Annotated in this window: 20 protein-coding genes; 9 read left to right on the forward strand and 11 right to left on the reverse strand. The window is 60.8% G+C overall.

Going from position 1 to position 20,296, the window contains the following annotated elements; translation table 11 throughout:
* Window positions 1-23: 23 nt before the first annotated feature.
* From CLH61_RS01180 to CLH61_RS01195, 4 genes are all read left to right on the forward strand, one after another.
* Complete coding sequence (locus tag CLH61_RS01180) at window positions 24-926, forward strand: DUF368 domain-containing protein (RefSeq protein ID WP_099613216.1); 903 nt, start codon at window positions 24-26, stop codon at window positions 924-926.
* Between the two features lie 332 nt (window positions 927-1,258).
* A complete protein-coding gene (locus CLH61_RS01185) occupies window positions 1,259-2,026 on the forward strand; it encodes a peptidoglycan DD-metalloendopeptidase family protein (RefSeq protein ID WP_407657547.1) in 768 nt (255 codons plus the stop codon).
* 179 nt (window positions 2,027-2,205) lie between these two features.
* The gene (rpoS, locus tag CLH61_RS01190) at window positions 2,206-3,204 is read left to right on the forward strand and encodes an RNA polymerase sigma factor RpoS (protein ID WP_099612876.1); all 999 of its coding nucleotides are present in this window, start codon (window positions 2,206-2,208) and stop codon (window positions 3,202-3,204) included.
* Between the two features lie 206 nt (window positions 3,205-3,410).
* Window positions 3,411-3,986: a chalcone isomerase family protein gene (locus tag CLH61_RS01195; protein ID WP_099612877.1), complete on the forward strand. Its 576-nt coding sequence runs from the start codon at window positions 3,411-3,413 to the stop codon at window positions 3,984-3,986.
* A gap of 73 nt (window positions 3,987-4,059) precedes the next feature.
* Here CLH61_RS01195 and nth read toward each other — a convergent pair whose 3' ends face one another.
* Genes nth through metG form a run of 8 tightly spaced genes read right to left on the reverse strand, consistent with a single transcriptional unit; the run spans window position 4,060 to window position 12,214 of the window.
* Window positions 4,060-4,701 (reverse strand): endonuclease III, encoded by a 642-nt coding sequence (nth, locus tag CLH61_RS01200; protein ID WP_099612878.1) that lies wholly within the window; start codon window positions 4,699-4,701, stop codon window positions 4,060-4,062.
* A 14-nt stretch (window positions 4,702-4,715) separates the two neighbouring features.
* Window positions 4,716-5,432, reverse strand: a complete 717-nt coding sequence (locus CLH61_RS01205) for an electron transport complex subunit E (RefSeq protein WP_099612879.1) — start codon at window positions 5,430-5,432, stop codon at window positions 4,716-4,718.
* Entirely contained in the window at window positions 5,432-6,082 is a 651-nt protein-coding gene (gene rsxG, locus CLH61_RS01210; protein WP_099612880.1) for an electron transport complex subunit RsxG, read from the reverse strand. Before rsxG ends, CLH61_RS01205 begins: the two co-directional genes overlap by 1 nt.
* Window positions 6,083-6,085: 3 nt before the next feature.
* A complete protein-coding gene (gene rsxD, locus CLH61_RS01215; protein ID WP_099612881.1) occupies window positions 6,086-7,138 on the reverse strand; it encodes an electron transport complex subunit RsxD in 1,053 nt (350 codons plus the stop codon).
* 22 nt (window positions 7,139-7,160) lie between these two features.
* Window positions 7,161-8,984 (reverse strand): electron transport complex subunit RsxC, encoded by a 1,824-nt coding sequence (rsxC, locus tag CLH61_RS01220; RefSeq protein WP_099612882.1) that lies wholly within the window; start codon window positions 8,982-8,984, stop codon window positions 7,161-7,163.
* Window positions 8,984-9,562: an electron transport complex subunit RsxB gene (gene rsxB, locus CLH61_RS01225; protein ID WP_099612883.1), complete on the reverse strand. Its 579-nt coding sequence runs from the start codon at window positions 9,560-9,562 to the stop codon at window positions 8,984-8,986. Before rsxB ends, rsxC begins: the two co-directional genes overlap by 1 nt.
* A gap of 15 nt (window positions 9,563-9,577) precedes the next feature.
* Window positions 9,578-10,159: an electron transport complex subunit RsxA gene (gene rsxA, locus CLH61_RS01230; RefSeq protein ID WP_099612884.1), complete on the reverse strand. Its 582-nt coding sequence runs from the start codon at window positions 10,157-10,159 to the stop codon at window positions 9,578-9,580.
* 21 nt (window positions 10,160-10,180) lie between these two features.
* Window positions 10,181-12,214 carry a methionine--tRNA ligase gene (gene metG / locus CLH61_RS01235; protein WP_099612885.1) on the reverse strand — a complete coding sequence of 678 codons (2,034 nt, stop codon included), beginning with the start codon at window positions 12,212-12,214 and terminating at the stop codon, window positions 10,181-10,183.
* Between the two features lie 204 nt (window positions 12,215-12,418).
* Here metG and apbC point away from each other — a divergent pair, with 204 nt between their 5' ends.
* From apbC to CLH61_RS01255, 4 genes are all read left to right on the forward strand, one after another.
* Window positions 12,419-13,519: an iron-sulfur cluster carrier protein ApbC gene (apbC, locus tag CLH61_RS01240; protein ID WP_099612886.1), complete on the forward strand. Its 1,101-nt coding sequence runs from the start codon at window positions 12,419-12,421 to the stop codon at window positions 13,517-13,519.
* Window positions 13,520-13,618: 99 nt separating this feature from the next.
* A complete protein-coding gene (dcd, locus tag CLH61_RS01245) occupies window positions 13,619-14,185 on the forward strand; it encodes a dCTP deaminase (protein ID WP_099612887.1) in 567 nt (188 codons plus the stop codon).
* A 64-nt stretch (window positions 14,186-14,249) separates the two neighbouring features.
* Window positions 14,250-14,849 carry a YjaG family protein gene (locus tag CLH61_RS01250; protein WP_099612888.1) on the forward strand — a complete coding sequence of 200 codons (600 nt, stop codon included), beginning with the start codon at window positions 14,250-14,252 and terminating at the stop codon, window positions 14,847-14,849.
* Window positions 14,850-14,911: 62 nt separating this feature from the next.
* Window positions 14,912-16,174 (forward strand): valine--pyruvate transaminase, encoded by a 1,263-nt coding sequence (locus CLH61_RS01255; RefSeq protein WP_099612889.1) that lies wholly within the window; start codon window positions 14,912-14,914, stop codon window positions 16,172-16,174.
* On the opposite strand, the gene CLH61_RS01260 is transcribed toward CLH61_RS01255, so the two are convergent.
* The 3 genes from CLH61_RS01260 to purM form a co-directional block, all read right to left on the reverse strand.
* The gene (locus CLH61_RS01260) at window positions 16,164-16,976 is read right to left on the reverse strand and encodes a DUF3108 domain-containing protein (RefSeq protein WP_099612890.1); all 813 of its coding nucleotides are present in this window, start codon (window positions 16,974-16,976) and stop codon (window positions 16,164-16,166) included. The two genes, CLH61_RS01255 and CLH61_RS01260, sit on opposite strands and share 11 nt — an antisense overlap.
* A 90-nt stretch (window positions 16,977-17,066) precedes the next feature.
* Window positions 17,067-17,732, reverse strand: a complete 666-nt coding sequence (purN, locus tag CLH61_RS01265) for a phosphoribosylglycinamide formyltransferase (protein WP_099612891.1) — start codon at window positions 17,730-17,732, stop codon at window positions 17,067-17,069.
* Entirely contained in the window at window positions 17,729-18,793 is a 1,065-nt protein-coding gene (gene purM / locus CLH61_RS01270; RefSeq protein ID WP_099612892.1) for a phosphoribosylformylglycinamidine cyclo-ligase, read from the reverse strand. The genes purN and purM overlap by 4 nt, the downstream gene beginning before the upstream one ends.
* A gap of 186 nt (window positions 18,794-18,979) precedes the next feature.
* Between purM and CLH61_RS01275 the strand changes: the two genes are divergently transcribed.
* On the forward strand, window positions 18,980-20,272 hold the full coding sequence (locus CLH61_RS01275; protein ID WP_228152492.1) for a DUF2066 domain-containing protein: 1,293 nt from the start codon (window positions 18,980-18,982) through the stop codon (window positions 20,270-20,272).
* Window positions 20,273-20,296: the final 24 nt, after the last annotated feature.

Here is a 20,296-nt window from a genome sequence, read left to right on the forward strand (position 1 = left end):
GTGTTTTCCTGCGGGGCATTGCCATGGGCGCGGCCGATATCGTACCGGGCGTATCCGGCGGTACCATCGCGTTTATCACCGGTATCTATTTCCGGCTGCTGGCGGCGATCAATGCGCTGCCCCCGGCGGCTATCCGGGAGCTGGCCCGTGGCCGCATCGCGGCCTTCTGGACGGCGATTGACGGGACCTTCCTGGTCAGCCTGCTGGCTGGTATTCTGGCCAGCATCCTCACCCTCGCATCGCTGATCAGCCAGGCCCTGACGGACTATCCCATCCTGCTCTGGAGCTTTTTCTTCGGTCTCATAGTGGCGTCCGTGTGGCATGTCGGCCGCCAGATCCGCGAATTGCGTGGCATGTTACTGGTGCCGTTGACGGCAGGAGCCGTCTTCGCCTGGTGGATTACCACGCTGTCAGCAGGGCAGGTGGAACTGACCCCCTGGCTGTTCCTCGGCTCCGGGGCACTGGCGATCTGTGCCATGATCCTGCCCGGCATATCCGGCAGTTTTATCCTCGTGGTGATCGGCATGTACGGACCTGTGCTGGATGCCATCCGCAATCTCGAGCTGGGTTCCCTCGGCTTGTTCATGGCCGGTTGTGCGATCGGACTGTTGTCCATCGCCCGGCTGATCAGCTGGGCATTTCACCGGTACCACGACCCGGTGATGGCGCTGCTGACCGGCTTGATGGTCGGTGCGCTCAACAAGGTCTGGCCCTGGAAGCAGACCCTGAGCTGGCGTACCAACAGTGCCGGCGAACAGGTTCCGCTCAACGAGGTCAGTGTCTCCCCGGTGCACTATGCTGAAATTACCGGCCTGTCATCGGATTGGTTGATGGCTCTGGTTGCGGCCGTGCTTGGCTTTGGTCTGGTTCTGGCTGTTGAATGGCTGGCGAGCGGACCACTGGCCCCGGCCAAGCGGCATTCCTGACGGATTCTGATCCGGAGTCCAGGCTCCGGACCAGATCCGGGTGTTACTTTTTGTTCACTGGTTGTGTTTCGTACAGTAACAGGCATGGCGGGTGGGTAACTTGGATTCATGCCTGAAATGTGCAATAAATTAGCAAGTTACTGTAATCTGTTGAGAAAATGCCGTATTTTTAAGATGGATTTGTCCTAACCAGGGTGCTTTTTATAGTCGTGAGTTCGACCCACGCGCTTGTCAACGCTGTTCCGGCAGCCCCCTTCCGGCACCCGGATACTGGCGCCATGAGACGCTGTTGCCTGTATCGCCGCTGGCGTAATGCCGCAGTGATCCTGCTCATGGCACTCCTGCTTGCCGCCTGCAATACCCCCGCGCTCTATCAGGATAACCTCTACAATCCTCCCGTGTACTGGGGGCAGCATGTCGTCAAACCCGGTGAGACCCTCTACCGCATTGCCTGGCGCTACGGTCGCGATTATCGCGAACTCGGCAGCGCCAATGGTATCAGCGCGCCCTGGACCATCCGTGCCGGCCAGGTTCTCCGGCTGGATCGTCGCGGAACTGTAACATCAGCCGGGCAGAATGCTTCGGGTGGCCGCTCTGCGCCGGTTGCCAGTGCTCCGTCACAGGCGGTGCGCCGCCCGGCACAGCAACCGTCGAAGCAACCACCTCCGGCGGTTACCCGGGCTCCGGACCGGCAGGCACCTATAGGTAGCCAGACCCAGAAGGTAGCCAGTATAGATTGGCGCTGGCCGCATGTTGGCACCGTACTTGCAGGTTATTCAGATACCGGCAAGGTCAACAAGGGTATTGATATTGCTGGAAATATAGGGGACCCGGTCCGGGCTGCAGCGAGTGGTAATGTGGTGTACGCTGGCAGTGGTTTGCTTGGTTACGGTAACCTGATCATTGTGAACCACAATGAGCACTACCTGAGCGCTTACGCTCACAACCGGAAGATTCTGGTGCAGGAAGGGGAGGACGTGAAAGCCGGACAGGTTATCGCAGAGCTGGGAAGCAGCAGTGCAGACAGACCCAAGTTGCATTTTGAGATCCGAAAAAATGGTAATCCGGTTGATCCTGCTCGCTACCTCCCGCCACGGTGATTACCGCACCGGTCTCCGGCACTGGCACGAAACAGTGATTAAAAAATAACAAGAATGCGGTTACAGTGGTAACCGGCCAACAGAAATGTCCTGAAAAAAACGAATACACAGCAGGCACTCGCAATAACAAGAAGTAGTGAGTGGATAATCCAGGGTCATTGAAAGGCGGGGCAAGAGCTATGTCAGCAGAACATGAAGGTCTCCTTATCGATCGTGTATCAGACGTAGAAGATTCGGAAGAAGAACTGATGACGGCGGAAGCAGACGACAAGGAAACGTCTTCAGACGACGACGTGATATCAAAGGATGATTTCCCGACCCAGGGGCGGTATTTCACCTCCACAAAACAGCTGGATGCAACTCAGCTGTACCTCAACGAAATCGGCTTTTCTCCTCTTTTGACGCCCGAAGAAGAAGTTTACTTCGCGCGACTCGCCCGTAAGGGTGAGGAATCCGGCCGCAAGCGGATGATCGAAAGCAATTTGCGGCTGGTGGTCAAGATTGCCCGTCGCTACGTCAACCGTGGGCTTACCCTCCTTGATCTGATTGAAGAGGGTAACCTGGGCCTGATCCGAGCAGTGGAGAAGTTTGACCCGGAGCGCGGTTTCCGTTTCTCCACCTACGCCACCTGGTGGATTCGCCAGACCATTGAGCGGGCGATCATGAACCAGACCCGGACTATCCGGCTGCCGATTCATGTGGTCAAGGAGCTCAATCTCTATCTGCGGGCCGCCCGCGAGCTTACCCAGAAACTGGACCATGAACCCTCTGCGGAAGAAATTGCCCGCATGGTGGACAAGCCGGTGGCGGATGTTAAGCGCATGCTTGGTCTTAATGAGCGGGTGGCATCGGTTGATACACCGATTGGGACCGGTGGTGACAAGTCCCTGCTGGATACCGTTGCCGACGAGGGTGCTTCCGACCCTGCGGACCTCCTGCAGGACAACAATATGTGTTCCTGCATCGAGGCCTGGATCGACCAGCTCAGTGACAAGCAGCAGGAAGTCCTGTCCCGCCGCTTCGGCCTGCGGGGTTATCCGACCAGCACGCTGGAAGAGGTAGGCCAGGAGATCGGCCTGACCCGTGAGCGGGTGCGGCAGATCCAGGTCGAAGCGCTGCGCCGGTTGCGGGAAATCCTGGAGAAGGAAGGGCTTTCCGGCGCCATGTTGTTCAAGTAAATCCTTCCGGCGCGGCTGCCGGTACTGCAAAGCCGATCCTTGCAAGGGGGTCGGCTTTTTGCTGTCTGCTCCCATGCCAAATGAGAACCAGGTTACGTCTGGCCTGTTTTGCCCCTGTTATCATCGGTTGGCCCGTGGCGGATGAGGATGTCAAACCCGGGCGTAATCGGTACCATTTATAACAACGACGCAAAAGGAAAGGACGAATGAAAAAGGCTCTATCAACAGGCATTGCCTCGCTGTTCCTGACTGCTGTGCTGGCAACTCCGGTGTCAGCCAGGACCGTGGAAGGTGTTGACCTTCCGGAGACCTTCACCGCACCGCAAGCGGAGCTCAAGCTCAATGGCGCGGGTACCCGCTCCAAGTGGTTCATGGACCTGTACGTGGGGAGTCTCTATGTACCCCAGGCCAGCAGTGATGCCGCTTCCATTATCAATGCGGATGAGCCCCAGGCCATTACCCTGCATATCATTTCCGGAATGATCACCAGTGACAAGATGATCTCGGCAACCATGGAGGGGTTTGAAAAGTCCAGTGGAGGCGACCTGTCTGCCATCAAGGGGGAGGTTGAACAGTTCCTTGCGGTGTTCTCCGAGGAGATCCGGGAAGGCGATGTGTTTGACCTGGTTTATGCCCCGGGCGAAGGGGTTCGCGTGCTGAAAAACGGCGAACTGCGGGATACCGTGGGTAACCTGGCGTTCAAAAAGGCGCTGTTCGGAATCTGGCTTTCAGACAAGCCGGCGCAACAGGACCTGAAAGAGAAAATGCTGGGTCAGCGTTAACCTTCCAGGGCCGGGCACTTGCCGTGTCCGGCCCCTTGGGCGCAGTTCGGCGTCGTTCTCGGCGCCGGCCGGCTTATTCCAGGTAATCCCGCTTCTGCTTGAATTCACACAGATCTTCGATGATGCAGCTGCCGCACCTCGGCTTGCGTGCGGTACAGGTGTAGCGTCCGTGCAGGATCAGCCAATGATGGGCGTCCAGCAGGAACTCCCGGGGCACCAGGCGTAGCAGTCGTTGCTCCACTTCAAGGACATTTTTGCCAGGGGCAATTCCGGTACGGTTGGACACCCGGAAGATATGCGTGTCGACGGCCATGGCGAGGTGGCCAAAAGCGGTGTTCAGTACCACGTTGGCAGTCTTGCGGCCCACCCCGGGCAGCGCCTCGAGGGCTTCGCGGCTCTCCGGAACCTGGCTGCCATGTTGTTCGATCAGAATCTTGCAGGTTTTGATAACATTCTCGGCCTTGCTGTTGAACAGGCCAATGGTCTTGATGTACTCCTTGAGTCCGTCAACACCGAGGGCAAAGATCGCCTCTGGGGTATTGGCCACCGGGAACAGCTTGTCGGTGGCTTTGTTGACGCCGACATCGGTTGCCTGGGCGGACAGAATCACCGCAATCAGCAATTCAAAGGCCGAGGAATAGTTAAGCTCGGTGGTCGGGTTGGGGTTGGCGTCCCGCAACCGGGTAAATATTTCTGTGCGTTTCTGCTTGTTCATTTGTGTGTCCTGGCTCAGGAAATCTGCCCGGTGACCCTGACGCGCTTGCTTCCGCTGGTGACGGTGGCCGGAGCATTTGCCTTGCGACGTTCCCGGATCCGGTTATCGATCCCGTTCTTGAGGGCAATCAGCAGGCCCAGGCCGATAAAGGCACCGGGGGGCAAAACCATGAACAGGACATCCGGATAGTGTTCGAAGGGACGAATCACCCAGTCGGCTGCCGCCGGGCCAAACAGCAGGTTCATATCAACGAGCAGCGTGCCCTGGCCAACCAGTTCGCGAATGCCGCCGAGTACCACCAGAACTGCCAGGAAACCCAGCCCCATCATTGCGCCGTCAAGCAAGGCGGGCAGCGGACTGTTCTTCGATGCAAAGGCATCTGCCCGGCCCAGAATGGCGCAGTTGGTAACAATCAGCGGAATGAAGATGCCGAGAATCTGGTAGAGCTCGTAGGTGAAAGCCTGCATCAGCAGCTCGGCGCAGGTCACAAACGAGGCAATGATCATTACGAAGGCCGGTAGCCGAACCGAGTCGGCGACAAAGTTGCGGATCAGCGACACCGCGAGGTTGGAGCCCATCAGCACCATCAGTGTAGCCAGACCGAGTCCCAGGGCATTCACCACGGTACTGGTGACCGCTAGCAGGGGGCACAGCCCCAATACCTGAACCAGCGCTGGGTTGTTGCTCCAGAGCCCTTCCCTGATGATTTCCGAGCTGCTCTTGGTTGCCATCAGCTGTTCTCCCCGTGTTGCGGATTACGGAAGGCGTGTCGCAGGTCTGAGCGGTGCTGCCTGACATACACCAGTGCATGCTGGACTGCCTTGACCACCGCCCTTGGGGTGATCGTTGCGCCGGTAAACTGGTCGAAGACACCGCCATTCTTGGCAACGTTCCAGCGCTTTGGTTCCGGGTTGGTCAGTGAGCGGCCGGTGAAGTCCAGCACCCAGTCCGATTTCTTGAGCTCGACCTTGTCGCCGAGGCCCGGGGTTTCTCGGTGGCTGGTCACCCGTACGCCAAGTACGGTGCCCTCGGGGTCGATGCCTACCAGCAGGCGAATGTTACCGGAATAGCCGTCGGGGGCGGTAACCGGCAGGATGATGCCCACCGGTTCACCATCCAGCCGTGCCACCCATCCGGTTACCGGTTGCTGGCTACCCAGGCGGGGGTCTGCCGGCAAGGTTACGGTGTCGGATAGCAGGTCATTGTTGTGGGCGCTCTGCGGAATGATCTCGAACAGGGCACGGGCCTCGGCACGGGCTGCCTGCTGTTCGATGCGCTCCGCCGTCATCACCTGGGTAACCGCGATGGTGCCGCCGGTGATGATGGCAAACAGGCCAAGACCAATGGCACTGCGTCGAATGGATTGACCAAGAGCTGCCATGAATTACCCCGAAGTCTTGCTAGCAATCCCGCGGCGGGCCTTGTGGTGGCCGTAAGTGCGCGGGGGCGTGTAATGGTCGATGAAGGGAACCGCAAAGTTCATCAGCAGCACGCTGAAGGCCACCGCATCCGGGTAGTTACCCCAGGCGCGGATGACGTAAAGCAGGATGCCGATACCGGCACCGTAGATAATCTTGCCCTGGTGGCTGGTGGCGGCGGAAACCGGATCGGTTGCGATGAAGAAAGCGCCCAGCATGGTGCCCCCGGCCAGCAGATGCAGGGACAGTGGCGCGTACTGATCCGCATTGCTGCCAAAGGCAATGCTCATCACGGCGAGGGCCCCCAGCATGCTCACCGGAATGTGCCAGCTGATAATTCGCAGGGCGAGCAGGACCAGGCCACCCGCCAGAAACGCCCCGTTAACCCACTCCCAGCCCCGGGCAATGCCGTCGCCGAAGGTCGGGTGAGCGAGGATTTCGGTGGCGGTATGGCTGCCTACCTTGTGTTTGTATTCGTCGAGGGGGGTTGCCATGGTGAAGGCATCGGCAACTGTTTGCTGGCCCGAGGCAATGATGCGCAGAGTTTCCCCGAATCCGGGCGCATCCCCCCAGAGCAGGGCAGCCTGCGCCCAGTTGGTCGTCATGGCAACGGGGAATGAAATCAGCACCAGGGCGTAGCCCGCCATGGCCGGATTAAACGGATTGGAGCCGAGCCCGCCATAAAGCTGTTTGGCCAGCACGATGGCAGTAATTACGGCCACTGCGGATACCCACCAGGGGGCGAACTGGGGCAGTGACAGCCCGAGCAGTAACCCGGTGACCGCGGCGGTGTTGTCCCGCAGGAAGAAACCGAGCGAGCGCCGGCGCAGGGTCAGCATGGCGGCCTCAGCGGCAATCGCCAAAGCAATGCACCAGATCACATTAATCAGATTGCCCCAGCCGAAAAACACCGTTTGCATGGCGAGACCTGGCAGCGCTGCCAGGATGACCCACAGCATGACCTGCGATGTGGGACGTGCGTGTCGGGTATGGGGTGAGCTTTGTTGTACGAGCGCCATGTGGTCCTGAGCCTGAGTAGATTTAATCCGCGGCCTGTAAGCTTTTGCGGGCTTCTTCGAGGGCCTGGCCGGCCCGCTGCACACGATCGTGGTTCTTGGCGACCGCCCGCTCCAGCTTTTCCACGTTGTCAGCGCCCGCCGCGCGGGCATCGTCGAGCATTGACTGCATGGTGTCCAGTTTGCCCCGGGCCTGTTCCAGCTGCTTTTCCAGCGCCTCGATATCGGGTGCCTCCGCGGCGGGTCGGGCTGGCCCGGCCGGCTCCACCGGAGCAACCGAATCCTGGGCAGCCTTCGCTTTCTTGCGGGCAAGGGCCTGCTGCACCAGGGCGGCCTTGGCAGCACGGTCGGCATCGGCCTCGCCGGCTTGCGCTGGCGTCTCCACGGCCTCGGCCTTCTTGCGGGCCTGGGCCTCGGCGGCGGCGCGGGCGCGTTCCTTGCGCCGGGCTTCTTTTTCTTCCTGTTCCCGCTCCAGCCGTGCCTGGCGGGCCTCGAAGCGTTCGCGGGCCCGGTCCGCCTTGAGCTGTTCGGCACGCTGGATGCGGATCTCTCCCTTGGCAAACCGGTAATACTGCACCAGTGGAATCGAGCTGGGGCAGACGTAAGAGCAGGCGCCGCACTCGATGCAGTCAAACAGGTTGAGGTGCTCGGCCTTCTCGAACTCGCTGGCCCTGGAGTGCCAGAGCAGCTGCTGGGGCAGCAGCTCCATGGGGCAGGCGTCGGCGCACATGCCACAGCGAATGCAGGGCTGTTCAGGCGGCGGGGCGGGCAGCTCGCTGACACTGGCTGCAATGATGCAGTTGCTGGTTTTCACCACTGGCACGTCAGGCGAGGGCAGGGTATAGCCCATCATCGGCCCCCCCAGCACGAGGCGGTCGAGCCGGTCCGGTTGCAGTCCCGCTGCCGTCAGCAGGTAATCTACGGGGGTGCCCAGCAGGGTGTCGAAATTGCCGGGCCCGGTAACGGCCTCGCCGGTGATGGTGACCACCCGTGAGATCAGTGGCTCACCCCGGAAGATTGCCCGGCCGACGGCAACCGCGGTGCCGACGTTCTGGCACATCACTCCGATGTCGGCCGGAATGCCTCCGTGAGGCACCTCCAGGCCGGTGAGAATCTGCACCAGCTGTTTCTCGCCGCCCGACGGGTATTTGGTGGGTATGGCGACAACTTCGGTCTGGGTGCCCGCGGCGGCCGTCTGCATGGCGGCCAGGGCTTCGGGCTTGTTGTCTTCGATGGCAATCACACAGCGTTCCGGGCGCAGGATCCAGGCCATGACCTTCAGGCCGTCGAGGATCTCCGTCGCCCGCTCACGCATCGTCATGTCATCGGCTGTGATGTAAGGTTCGCACTCAGCGCCATTGAGTATCAGCGTGCTGACCTTCCGGTCCTTGGGGGGCCGTAGCTTGATATCGGTCGGGAAGCCCGCTCCGCCAAGTCCTGCAATCCCCGCATTGCGAATGACGGCAAGTATGTCCTGCCGGTCCTGCTGGCGGTAATCGGTGATGGGCTGCCGGTCGATCCATTCATCCTTGCCATCCGGTCGCAGGGTGATGCACCAGTCGTCCATCCCGGAAGGGTGAGGAACCGGGAGGCGGGCAATGCTCTCGACAGTGCCCGATGTCGGGGCATGGACCGGAACCCCGAGGCCATCCCTCACATCCGCTATGGGCTGGCCCTTGAGCACCCGGTCACCAACAGTGACGCAGGTTTCTGCCGGCTGGCCGATGTGCTGTTGCAGGGGCAGCACCAACAGCTCGGGAATGCCGGCGTTGCGGATGGGGCGGGAGGTAGACTGCTGCTTGTTTTCCGGCGGGTGAATGCCACCGTGGAAGTCCCAAAGCTTGGTCATCAGGCGTGGGCCTCCTGCCGGTCGGTCGCAATGATGTGTGGTGCCGGCGGGTTCCAGGTCCAGCTGCGAATGTCCGGCTCAATGGTCACCATGTCGATACAGTCGACCGGGCAGGGTTCGACACACAGGTCGCAGCCGGTACATTCACTTTCGATAACCGTGTGCATGTGTTTGGCGGCGCCAAGAATGGCATCCACCGGGCACGCCTGGATGCACTTGGTGCAGCCGATGCACTCGTCCTCGCGAATCACCGCCACTCTGCGGGCCTGTTCGACCCCGTGTTCGGCATCGAGGGGTTCCGGGTCCACATCGAGCAGGTCGGCCAGGGCCTTGATGGTGGTCTCGCCGCCCGGCGGGCATTTATTGATCGCGCCGCCGAGGGCAATGGATTCGGCGTAGGGCCGGCAGCCGGGGTATCCGCACTGGCCGCACTGGGTCTGGGGCAGCAGGGCGTCAATCTGGTCCACCAGGGGATTGCCCTCCACCCGGAACCGTTCGGCGGCAAAGCCGAGCAGGCCGCCAAAAATGACGGCGAGGGCGAGCAGAACCGCAATGGCAATCAGGATACTGGTCCACATAGAACAACTGCTCCGTTACACGGTGACCAGGCCGGTAAAGCCCAGGAACGCCAGTGACATCAGTCCGGCGGTCATCATGCCGATGGCCGCGCCGCGGAAAGCAACCGGTACGTCAGCTACCGCGATGCGTTCGCGCATGGCAGCAAACAGCACCAGCACCAGGGAAAAGCCGGCGGCAGCGCCAAAGCCGTACAGGACCGATTCAACGAAGTTATTGTTCTTGTTCAGGTTGAGGAGTGCGACCCCGAGCACCGCACAGTTAGTGGTTATCAGCGGCAGGAAGATGCCGAGCACCCGGTACAGCAGGGGGCTGGTCTTGCGAACCACCATTTCGGTGAACTGGACCACCACCGCAATGACCAGGATGAAGGTGATGGTCTTCAGGAAGGCCAGCCCGAGGGGCGCAAGCAGGTAGGTGTAGGCCAGGTAGCTGCAGACCGAGGCCAGGGTAAGCACAAACGTGGTGGCCAGGGACATGCCCATGGCGGTTTCCAGCTTGCCCGATACGCCCATGAACGGGCAGAGCCCGAGAAACTGGACCAGGACAAAGTTGTTCACCAGGATGGTGCTCACCAGAATCAGCAGATATTCGGCCATCAGGCTGCGCTCCAGCGGTATTTACATGATTCGCATGCCGGGTATGGCACCGGAGTCCGGCGACAGGATGAAAATCTCCTTGCCACCGGGACCAGCTGCCAGCACCATGCCTTCGGACATGCCAAATTTCATTTTACGGGGTTTCAGGTTGGCGACCATCACGGTCAGCCGGCCTTCAAGATCTTCCGGCTTGTAGGCCGACTTTATACCCGCAAACACGTTGCGCTCGCCATGCCCCACGTCAAGAGTCAGGCGAAGAAGCTTGTCGGCGCCTTCCACGTGCTCGGCCCGGACGATCTTCACAACCCGCAGGTCGACCTTGGCAAAGTCGCCGAATTCGATCTCGTCGGCTATCGGTTCGAGATCGGTGGCCGGGGCCGGTTGACCGGTCGCGGCAGGCATCTCTTCTTTCGAGGCATCCAGCATCTTTTCGATCTGGGTCATGTCCACGCGGTTCATCAGCGGTTTGAACTTATCGATGGCGTGGTTCTCCAGCAGGTTGGCCCGCTGGTTCCAGTTCAGACGGTCGTTCAGGAAGGACTCCGAGGCCTGGGCCGTTTTCGGCAAGACCGGTGACAGGTAAGTCATCAGCAGACGGAACATGTTGATGGCGTTGGTGCAGATCGCCTGCAGCCTGTCATCCTCGCCTTCCTGCTTGGCAATAACCCAGGGTTGCTCGTCATTGACGTACTGGTTGGCAATGTCTGCCAGTTCCATGATGCGGCGCATCGCACGGCCGAACTCACGGGCTTCGTAGAAGTCCGCAATCTGCTCACCGGCATCAATGAACTCCTTCAGTTTCTCCTGCTCGGTCACCTTGCCGAGCCTGCCGTCAAAGCGCTTGGTGATGAAACCGGCACTGCGGCTGGCGATGTTGACCACCTTGCCCACCAGGTCGGAGTTGACCCTGGCGGCGAAGTCTTCCAGGTTCAGGTCCATGTCATCCACGCTGCTGGTCAGCTTGGCAGCAAAGTAGTAGCGCAGGTATTCCGGGTCCAGGTAGTCCAGGAACGTGCGCGCCATGATGAAGGTGCCGCGGGATTTCGACATCTTCTTGCCATTGACGGTGACAAAGCCGTGGGCCCAGACCGCGGTAGGCGTGCGGAAGCCGGCATCGTGCAGCATGGATGGCCAGAACAGCGCGTGGAAGTTAATGATGTCCTTGCCGATGAAGTGATACACCTCCGCCGTGGAGTCGGCCTTCCAGAAGTGCTCGAAATCGATGTTTTCCCGGTTGCACAGGTTCTTGAAGCTGGCCAGGTAGCCGATTGGTGCATCCAGCCAGACATAGAAGTATTTGCCTGGTGCGTCGGGGATCTCGAAGCCGAAATAGGGCGCGTCCCGGCTGATGTCCCACTCCTGCAGGCCCGCATCCAGCCACTCTGCCAGTTTGTTGGCCACCTGGGGCTGCAGTGCGCCGCTGCGGGTCCATTTACTCAGGAAGTCGTGAAACTCCGGCAGTTTGAAGAAATAGTGCTCGGACTCTTTTTCCACCGGAGTGGCGCCAGACACGGCAGAGCGCGGGTTGATCAGTTCTGCCGGCGTGTAGGTGGCGCCGCAGGCCTCGCAGTTATCGCCGTACTGGTCTTCGGTTTTGCACTTCGGGCAGGTGCCCTTGATGAAGCGGTCTGCCAGGAACATCTGCTTTTCAGGATCGAAGAACTGGGTGATCTTGCGGGTGGCGATGTGGCCGTTTTCCTGCAGTTGGCGGTAGATATACTCGGAGAAGTAACGGTTCTCCTCGGAGTGGGTCGAGTAATAGTTGTCGAAGCGGATATGGAAGTCGCTGAAGTCCTGCTGGTGCTCCTGGCGAATCCGGTCGATCAGCTGTTCGGAGGTGATGCCTTCGCGCTCTGCACGTAGCATAATGGCAGTGCCATGGGCATCGTCGGCGCAAACGTAGTAGCAGTTCTGGCCACGCATCTTCTGGTAGCGCACCCAGATGTCGGTCTGAATGTATTCCAGCAGGTGGCCCAGGTGAATCGGGCCGTTGGCGTAAGGCAGGGCGCTGGTTACCAGGATATCGCGCTGTTGCTGAGAACTCGCTTGCGTCATGTTGATGTCCGAACCTTGTTCAGTTTGTGTCAGGAAGGCCGATGACCGGGGTCAACGGGTCCTTGTGGTCAGAAGCGGGCACAGATGATACCTTCCGAGCGGTATTTTTTCATCCGCAAGGCCTGTTTAAATTACGTATTAGCTTATGATCAGATGCCCCGGGAGTCCCCCTGCGCGGTGTTTGGTCACGATCCGGAGAACCTGATGACGCAGATTTCCCAGCAAGCCCTCGAAAGTGCCGTACGCCAGTACCTTGACCCTTACCTGGAAAAGGATCTGTTCGATCTGGGTGCCGTCCGGACCCTGCAAGCGGATGCGGACGGGCGGGTGGTACTGGAGGTTGAATTGGGTTATGCCTCCGAGGGCATTGCCGGTGCCCTCAGGCAGTTGGTGGGCAACGCCCTTGAAGACGTGCCGGGCGTCACTGCGGTAACGGTCAGTGTCGGCCAGCGGATTCATGCCCACCAGGCCCAGCGCGACCTGCAGTCCATTGGCGGGGTGAAGAACATCATTGCCGTGGCCTCGGGCAAGGGTGGGGTCGGCAAATCCACCACGGCGGTCAACCTGGCGCTGGCGCTGCATCTCGAAGGTGCCCGGGTGGGCATCCTCGATGCCGATATCTATGGGCCGAGCATTGGCATGATGTTGGGTATTCCGGAAGGTCAGCGGCCGGATACCCGGGATAACAAGTACTTCCTGCCGGTGCGTGCCCATGGCATCCAGGCCATGTCCATGGCGTTTCTGGTTACCGACAAGACGCCCATGGTCTGGCGCGGACCGATGGTCAGCGGTGCGGTGCAGCAGTTGCTGACCCAGACCCTGTGGGATGAGCTGGACTACCTGGTGGTGGATATGCCGCCGGGTACCGGTGACATCCAGCTGACCCTGGCCCAGAAAGTGCCGGTGACCGGTGCGGTCATCGTCACCACGCCGCAGGACATCGCGTTGCTGGACTGTAAGAAGGGTATCGAAATGTTCCGCAAGGTCGACATTCCGGTACTGGGCGTGGTGGAAAACATGAGCATGCACATCTGCAGCAATTGCGGTCACGAGGAGGCGCTCTTTGGCCACGGTGGTGGCGAGCGGGTTGCAGAAGAGTATGACACCGTACTGCTCGGGCAGTTGCCGCTGCATCTCACCATTCGCGAGCAGACCGACAGCGGCACCCCGTCGGTGATTGCCGAACCGGACTCGGAGGTTGCCCGCCGGTACCGGGATATTGCCCGCCGGGTCAGTGCCCGGCTGTCGCAGCGCGCCCGCAATCTGAGTGCGCCGATTCCCAGCATTTCAATGACTGACGACTGATTCCCCGCTGCCTCCCGATTCCCCCGGCATCTTTCGACAGGCCGGGGGTTAACGGTTAAACTACCGCCTGTTTTTTCTGACGGACACGAGATTTCATCAATGAGCATTAAATCCGACAAGTGGATTCGCCGGATGGCAGAGCAGCACGGCATGATCGAGCCCTTCGAGCCAGGTCAGGTCCGTGAAACCCAGAAGGGGCGCGTCATTTCCTACGGCACGTCCAGTTATGGCTATGACGTACGCTGCAGCAACGAATTCAAGATCTTCACCAATGTCCATTCGGCCACGGTGGATCCGAAAAATTTTGATGAGAACAGTTTCGTCAATTACACCGGAGACGTGTGTATTATCCCGCCCAACTCCTTTGCGTTGGCGCGCACCGTGGAATACTTCCGCATCCCCCGCACCGTGCTGACGATCTGTCTGGGAAAGTCGACCTATGCCCGTTGCGGCATTATCGTCAACGTGACTCCACTGGAGCCGGAGTGGGAAGGTCAGGTGACCCTGGAATTCTCCAACACCACAAACCTGCCGGCCAAGATCTACGCCAACGAAGGCGTGGCGCAGATGCTGTTCTTCGAGTCCGACGAGGTGTGCGAGACCAGCTATAAGGATCGTGGCGGCAAGTACCTTGGCCAGACCGGCGTCACGTTGCCCAAGACATGAGTGCGATTGACGGGGCAGGTCTGCAGGCCTGTCCGGGCCTGTTCGCTTGCCTGAGGAGAGGGTGTTGAACGCCAATCAGTTTTTGAAGGCTGTGGAGCAATTACAGGGCTGGCGGGAATGTGCGTTCCTGCTGGGCCTTGCCGAACGTGGGTTTCCCAATTACGCATTGTTTGCCGACGCAGTTGGCCTGAAAACCGGCGCCAAGATGCGGCAGCTGTTGGATCTGGCCTGGGCCATGTTGCAGGAGACCGAATCCGATGCGGCCCTTCCGCAAATGCTTGCCAAGCTGGAGGCGCTGTCGCCGGATGTGGCGGCCTACGATGTGTACGGCGTTCACCCGGCGTTCGACTTCTGCCGGCTGCTGGAGCAGGCGCTGCTGAACCGGCTCAATCCTGCCAGGCATCGGGCGTCGGAAGCCTCGCAATGGGCGACTGGTACGGTGATGAATTTTATTGAAGTGTCGGAAGGGGACGGCCTGTCGGAAGATGAGCTGGTGCGTTTGCTCGATCATCATCCCCTGATGAAAGAAGACAAGGCCTTCCAGCGCGAACTGGTGCTCAGCCTCAAGCGACACCGCACCCCCACCGAACAGTTCATTGACGGACTGCGCCAGCAGGCCGCCAATAACGGTGTCAGTAACCTGGGCATTTCGCTCGCGGACTGACCACCCTCTACACTTCCCGTAAGCTGTGTTTCCCCGAGACCACATTTTGACAGACAGGTATCATGAAACTCTCTGCGTTTGGCCGTAAGTTTACTGCTGAAGCCGGCATTACCTCCCTGATGGATGACCTGGGCAACGCCCTGGCGTCCGGTGATGACATGATCATGATGGGGGGCGGCAATCCGGGACACATCCCCGAGGTGCAGGAGCGGCTGCAGGAAATCCTCGCGGACATCAGCCAGAGTCCTGAGTCCATGCGGCGGCTGGTGGGCATCTACGACCCGCCCCAGGGCGAAAAGCAGTTTATTGCCAGCCTGGCCGACCTGCTGAACCGGGAGTACGGCTGGGGGCTGAAGCCGGAAAACATCGCGCTCACCAACGGCAGCCAGGCCGCCTTCTTCATGTTGTTCAACATGTTCGGCGGCGACTATGGCGACGGCCTGCGCAAGCACATTCTGCTACCACTGGCGCCGGAGTACATTGGTTATGCCGACGCCGGTATCGCGCCGGAGTTGTTCCGGGCAGTGCGGCCGGATATCTCCTTTACCGACGTGCACGAGTTCAAGTATCGGGTGGATTTCGATGCGGTAGAGGTAACCGGCGAAACCGGCGCCATCTGTGTTTCCCGCCCGACCAATCCGACCGGTAATGTGATTACCGACGAAGAGTTGGCACGCCTCGAAGCGCTGGCCAGGGCGCATGATGTGCCGCTGATTGTCGACGGTGCCTACGGAACGCCGTTCCCCAGCCTGCTGTTTGTGGAGGCGACGCCGCACTGGAACGAACAGATCATTCTCTGCCTCAGCCTGTCCAAGCTGGGGTTGCCGGCGGCGCGGACGGGGATTGTGATTGCGGCCGAGCCGGTCATCCGCGCGCTGTCCGGGATCAATGCCATCATGAACCTGGCCACGGGTAGCTTTGGTGCCATGCTGGCCGAGCCGCTGGTCCGTTCCGGGGAAATCCTCTCGCTCAGTCGCGAGGTGGTGTGTCCGTTCTACAAGGCAAAAATGGAGCGGGCTGTGGCGGCGTTCCGCGAGGCCATGGGCGAGGACTGCCGGTGGTATGTGCACAAGCCGGAAGGTGCCATGTTCCTCTGGTTGTGGTTCCCTGATCTGCCGGTCAGCAGTCTCGAACTGTACCAGCGGCTGAAGGCCAGGGGGGTGCTGGTGGTATCCGGCCACTACTTCTTCCCGGGCTTGCCGGAGGACGGCTGGCGACACCGCCAGGAGTGCCTGCGGGTGACCTACTCCCAGGAGGACGACCGGGTGGCCGAGGGCCTGCGGATCATTGCCGACGAGGTGAAAGCGATCTGGGCTAGCGCCTGATCTCTGCGTCGTCGATGTTGATTTCGTAGCGGGTGCCATCCGGTTCCAGCTGGACCAGGCGCATCAGCAGGTACGCCTGGTTCGGAGCGAACCACATCAGGGTTTCCCGTTTGCTGCCGGCGTCCCTTACCTTTTCGGCCTTGACGGTGCGAATCCGCCCGGATGCAGTCTCCAGTTGCTCTTCGCCGATGATGGCGAAGCGGTCCTCGTCGTAACCGTTCCGGTCGATCACGCTGTAGTGCATTTCCGTTTTGCCGGCCTTGATGTCCTGGTGCAGCTGCAACTGGAACCCGAGGGGATCCAGGGCGCCTTCCTTAAGCTCGATACGGACCTTCTTGTCGCGGAAATAGCCGGTGACCACACCTTCGTCCCAGTCAAAATCGAGCGCACGCTTGCGGGTGGGTACAAAAAAGCCGGACAGGTCGTAGCGGTAGGTGAGCGGAATGACCTGGCCGTTTTCCCAGCGCAGAACCAGACTCTCGTTGATGTCGGCGAGAAAGGAAGTTACCTGGAACTCATAGAACCAGGTGCCGTCATTGCGGGCGCTCAGGGTGCGGGTGGCGCTGCCGCTCAGGGAAATGCCTTTGTCAAACGAGGCCGAGTAACTGGCTCGCAGCGGCGTCAGTGGCACCGGATCCGGTGTCGACGCCGCCGGGCTGGCGGTGTCCTGTTCGCCGTTGACGGGTGGCTGCGCCGGATTCGCGGACTCCACGGCAGTGGCGCTCACCGGTACCAGCAGCAGGCCAAGCAGGAAGCCCGCCGCCAGGCACGTCAGGATCCGGGGCACGGTTCTGGGCTGCATCAGGTTCCTCTCCGCCAAATGTTTCAGGTTAGAGCCGTAGTGTAGTCATTCGCTGCGCACAGTCCCGTGACCGTCTGTTAATCCCCGGGGCTAGTCGTCTGCGCCCAGGCGCATCGGACCCTCAAGGGCCGCGCCGTCAAACAGGACCTGGTGGCCGTCAAGCTGGATGCGACCCTCGCAGAACCAGCGGATCACCACCGGATACAGGATATGCTCTTGGCGTTGTACTTTCTCAGCCAGCGTTGCTGCCGTATCCGAAGGATCCACCCGGACTTCCGCCTGGGCAATGACGGGCCCGCCGTCAAGGTCTTCGGTGACGAAGTGGATGGAGACGCCGTGCAGGGTGTCACCGGCATCAATCACCCGTTGATGGGTGTTCAGGCCGGTGTACCTTGGCAGCAGAGAGGGATGGATATTGAGCATCTTGCCCTTCAGCGCACGGACAAAATCTGCCGTCAGGATGCGCATAAATCCGGCCAGTACCACCACGTCGGGATTGAACTTCATTATGGCGGCCAGCAGGGCTGCATCGAAGGCCTCCCGGGAATCATAGCCGGTATGGTCGACGGTAAAGGTCTCGATGCCGGCCTGAGCTGCGCGCTCCAGGGCAAACGCGCCGGGCCGGTTGCAGCCGACGGCGACAATCTGCCCGGGAAAATCCCGCTCGCGGGCAGCCTCGATCAGGGCTTGCAGATTGGTGCCGCTGCCTGAGGCCAGCACCAGAATGCGGGGCAGGGTGACTTCCGCTGCAATCATTGGCCCAGCAGCCCCGGAGCATAGCGTACAAGCGGCGCGGCCGCGGCGTCCTGCTGGCGTTCGATGACGCCGATCTGCCACGCCTGTTCGCCCATCGCGGCCAGGGTATCCAGGGCCAGTTCGCGCTGGTCGGCCGGTACGCAGACAATCATGCCAACGCCGCAGTTAAAGGTGCGGTACATTTCGTTGTCGGCGACGCCGCCGGCGTCTTTCAGCCATTGGAATACCGGCGGCAGCTGCCAGCTGGCGGTATCGATCGCCGCACAAACGCCGTCGGGCAGAACCCTGGGAATGTTCTCCGGCAGACCGCCACCGGTGATGTGGGACAGGGCGCGGACGTCAACTTCGCGGAACAGCTGCAACAGGTTCTTGACGTAGATCCGCGTAGGCTCCATCAGCGCGGCGGCGAGCGTGGTGTCGCCGATCGGCTGGTCCAGGTCGGCATTGCTGACTTCAAGGATCTTGCGGATCAGCGAGTAGCCGTTGGAATGGGGGCCGGACGAGGCGAGGGCGATCAGCGCATCGCCTTCCTGAACGCGGCTGCCGTCGATAACCTTGCTTCGCTCCACCACCCCGACGCAAAACCCGGCCAGGTCGTAGTCGTCACCTTCATACATGCCGGGCATTTCGGCGGTTTCGCCGCCCACCAGGGCGCAACCGGAAAGTTCACAACCTTTACCGATGCCGGCGACAACCTCGGCCGCCACGTCAACATTGAGTTTGCCGGTGGCGTAATAGTCCAGGAAGAACAGCGGCTCGGCACCACCGACAACCAGGTCGTTCACGCACATGGCGACGAGGTCGATCCCGATGGTGTCGTGCTTGCCCACTTGCATGGCCAGGCGCAGCTTGGTGCCGACGCCGTCAGTACCGGATACCAGCAGCGGCTCCTGATATCCGGCGGGAATCGCAACCATGGCGCCAAAGCCCCCGAGGCCGCCGAGAACTTCCGGCCGGCGGGTGCGGGCGGCAGTCTCCTTGATGCGGTTTACGAGTTCATTGCCGGCATCGATATCAACGCCCGCATCGCGATAGGTTAGGGAGGGCTTTTTTTCGCTCATGGTGTGTGCAACCGTTTGGCAAGTGAGTCAGGACGCGGATTTTAACAGGTGCCGGGGAGCGCTCCAAATGCAATTGAGCGGTTTGCTACTCAGTAAAGTGGCCTTGGTGTATCCTATGCGCCATTCAAGCGATATGCAGGGTGCTTCATGCCATTTTCCGGACCAATGACAAAGCAGGCAGCGCGAATGATTCAACGGTTGTTGCTGGCCGTGATTCTCGTGGGAACATTCATCGCGCCGGCGGGCGCGGTTACCGTAACCGGGCTCTATTCCGTGGAGGTTCCGGTCGCGGGATCCGCGCCGGGAGATTTGCAGGCCGGCTATGAGGAAGGGCTCAGCCGCGTCCTGTTGCGGGTTTCCGGCAGTGACGACGTGCTTGGTCGCGAGGGGGCCGCCGACCTTCTTGGCCGGGCCGAAACCTTCCTGCAGTCCTATCAGCTGCTGCGGGCCGACAGTGACAATCCCCGCGACCGCCTGCGGATGACGTTCGGGGCGGTGGGTGTCAATCAGGCACTGGCTTCTCTCGATGCTCCGGTATGGGGCGCCAATCGCCCGCTCAGCCTGGGCTGGATTGCCGTCGAGGGCACCGGTGGCCGGCAGCTGCTGGTGGAATCCGCAGCAGGCTCGTCCGCAGACTGGCACCGCGCTTTCACCAAAGCGGCATCCGACCGCGGGTTACCGCTTGCGTTTCCACCGGCCAGGTTCTCCGGTGACCGGGATCTGATGTCCGATATCTGGGGGCAGTTCATGGGCCGCCTGCGAACCGCCTCGGAAAATGTCGAGCACGACTTGCTGGCCGCCGTCCGGGTGAGTCGGAGTGGCGGGCAGTGGCGCGCCACCTGGATCTATGAAGGTGCAGGTTTTGACGAAAGCGAATCCTCGGTAACGGCGGATTCGCCGGACGCGCTGGCGGCCCGGGTGGTAGGGCGCTGGGCGGATCTGCTGGCGTCAACCTACGCGGTGGCGGCTGGCGAGATCGGTGAGTTGCCCCAGGTCGATATTGTCCTTGACCAGGTCGCCAGTCTTGACGATTACGCCGAGGTGAAAGCCGCGCTTGACGGCATGGCGCCGGTCCAGTCTGTCGATCCGGTGCGGGTAACCAGCCGACGTGCGACTATTCGTGTGGCGTTTTCCGGCGAGCTGGACCAGCTCAAGGAGCACATTGCACTGGATGCGCGCTTCGTACCCCGGTCCGGGGCAGAGCAGCCGGAAGCCGCTGCGACTGATTCCGCGGCAGGACGCTCCCCGACAGAGGGTGCTGCAGCTGCAGGTGCTGCTGCCCCGGCAATGTCTGAAAGTGTCGCGACCACCGGCGACACCGCCGTTGCCGGCGGTCCGGGTGTTGCCGATCCGCTGTTCAAGTATCAGCCATTGATGGTGGAAGGGCAGGAAGTTGAGCAGGCCTTCGAGTCGCTCTACCAGGTGCTGCATTACCGCTGGCAGTCTGCGCCCGGCGCAGGCAGGCCGACCGGAGAATAGCGACCGGTTGGCTGGAGTCACGAA

Origin of the sequence: Marinobacter profundi (assembly GCF_002744715.1) — a bacterium.
Lineage (GTDB): Bacteria > Pseudomonadota > Gammaproteobacteria > Pseudomonadales > Oleiphilaceae > Marinobacter > Marinobacter profundi.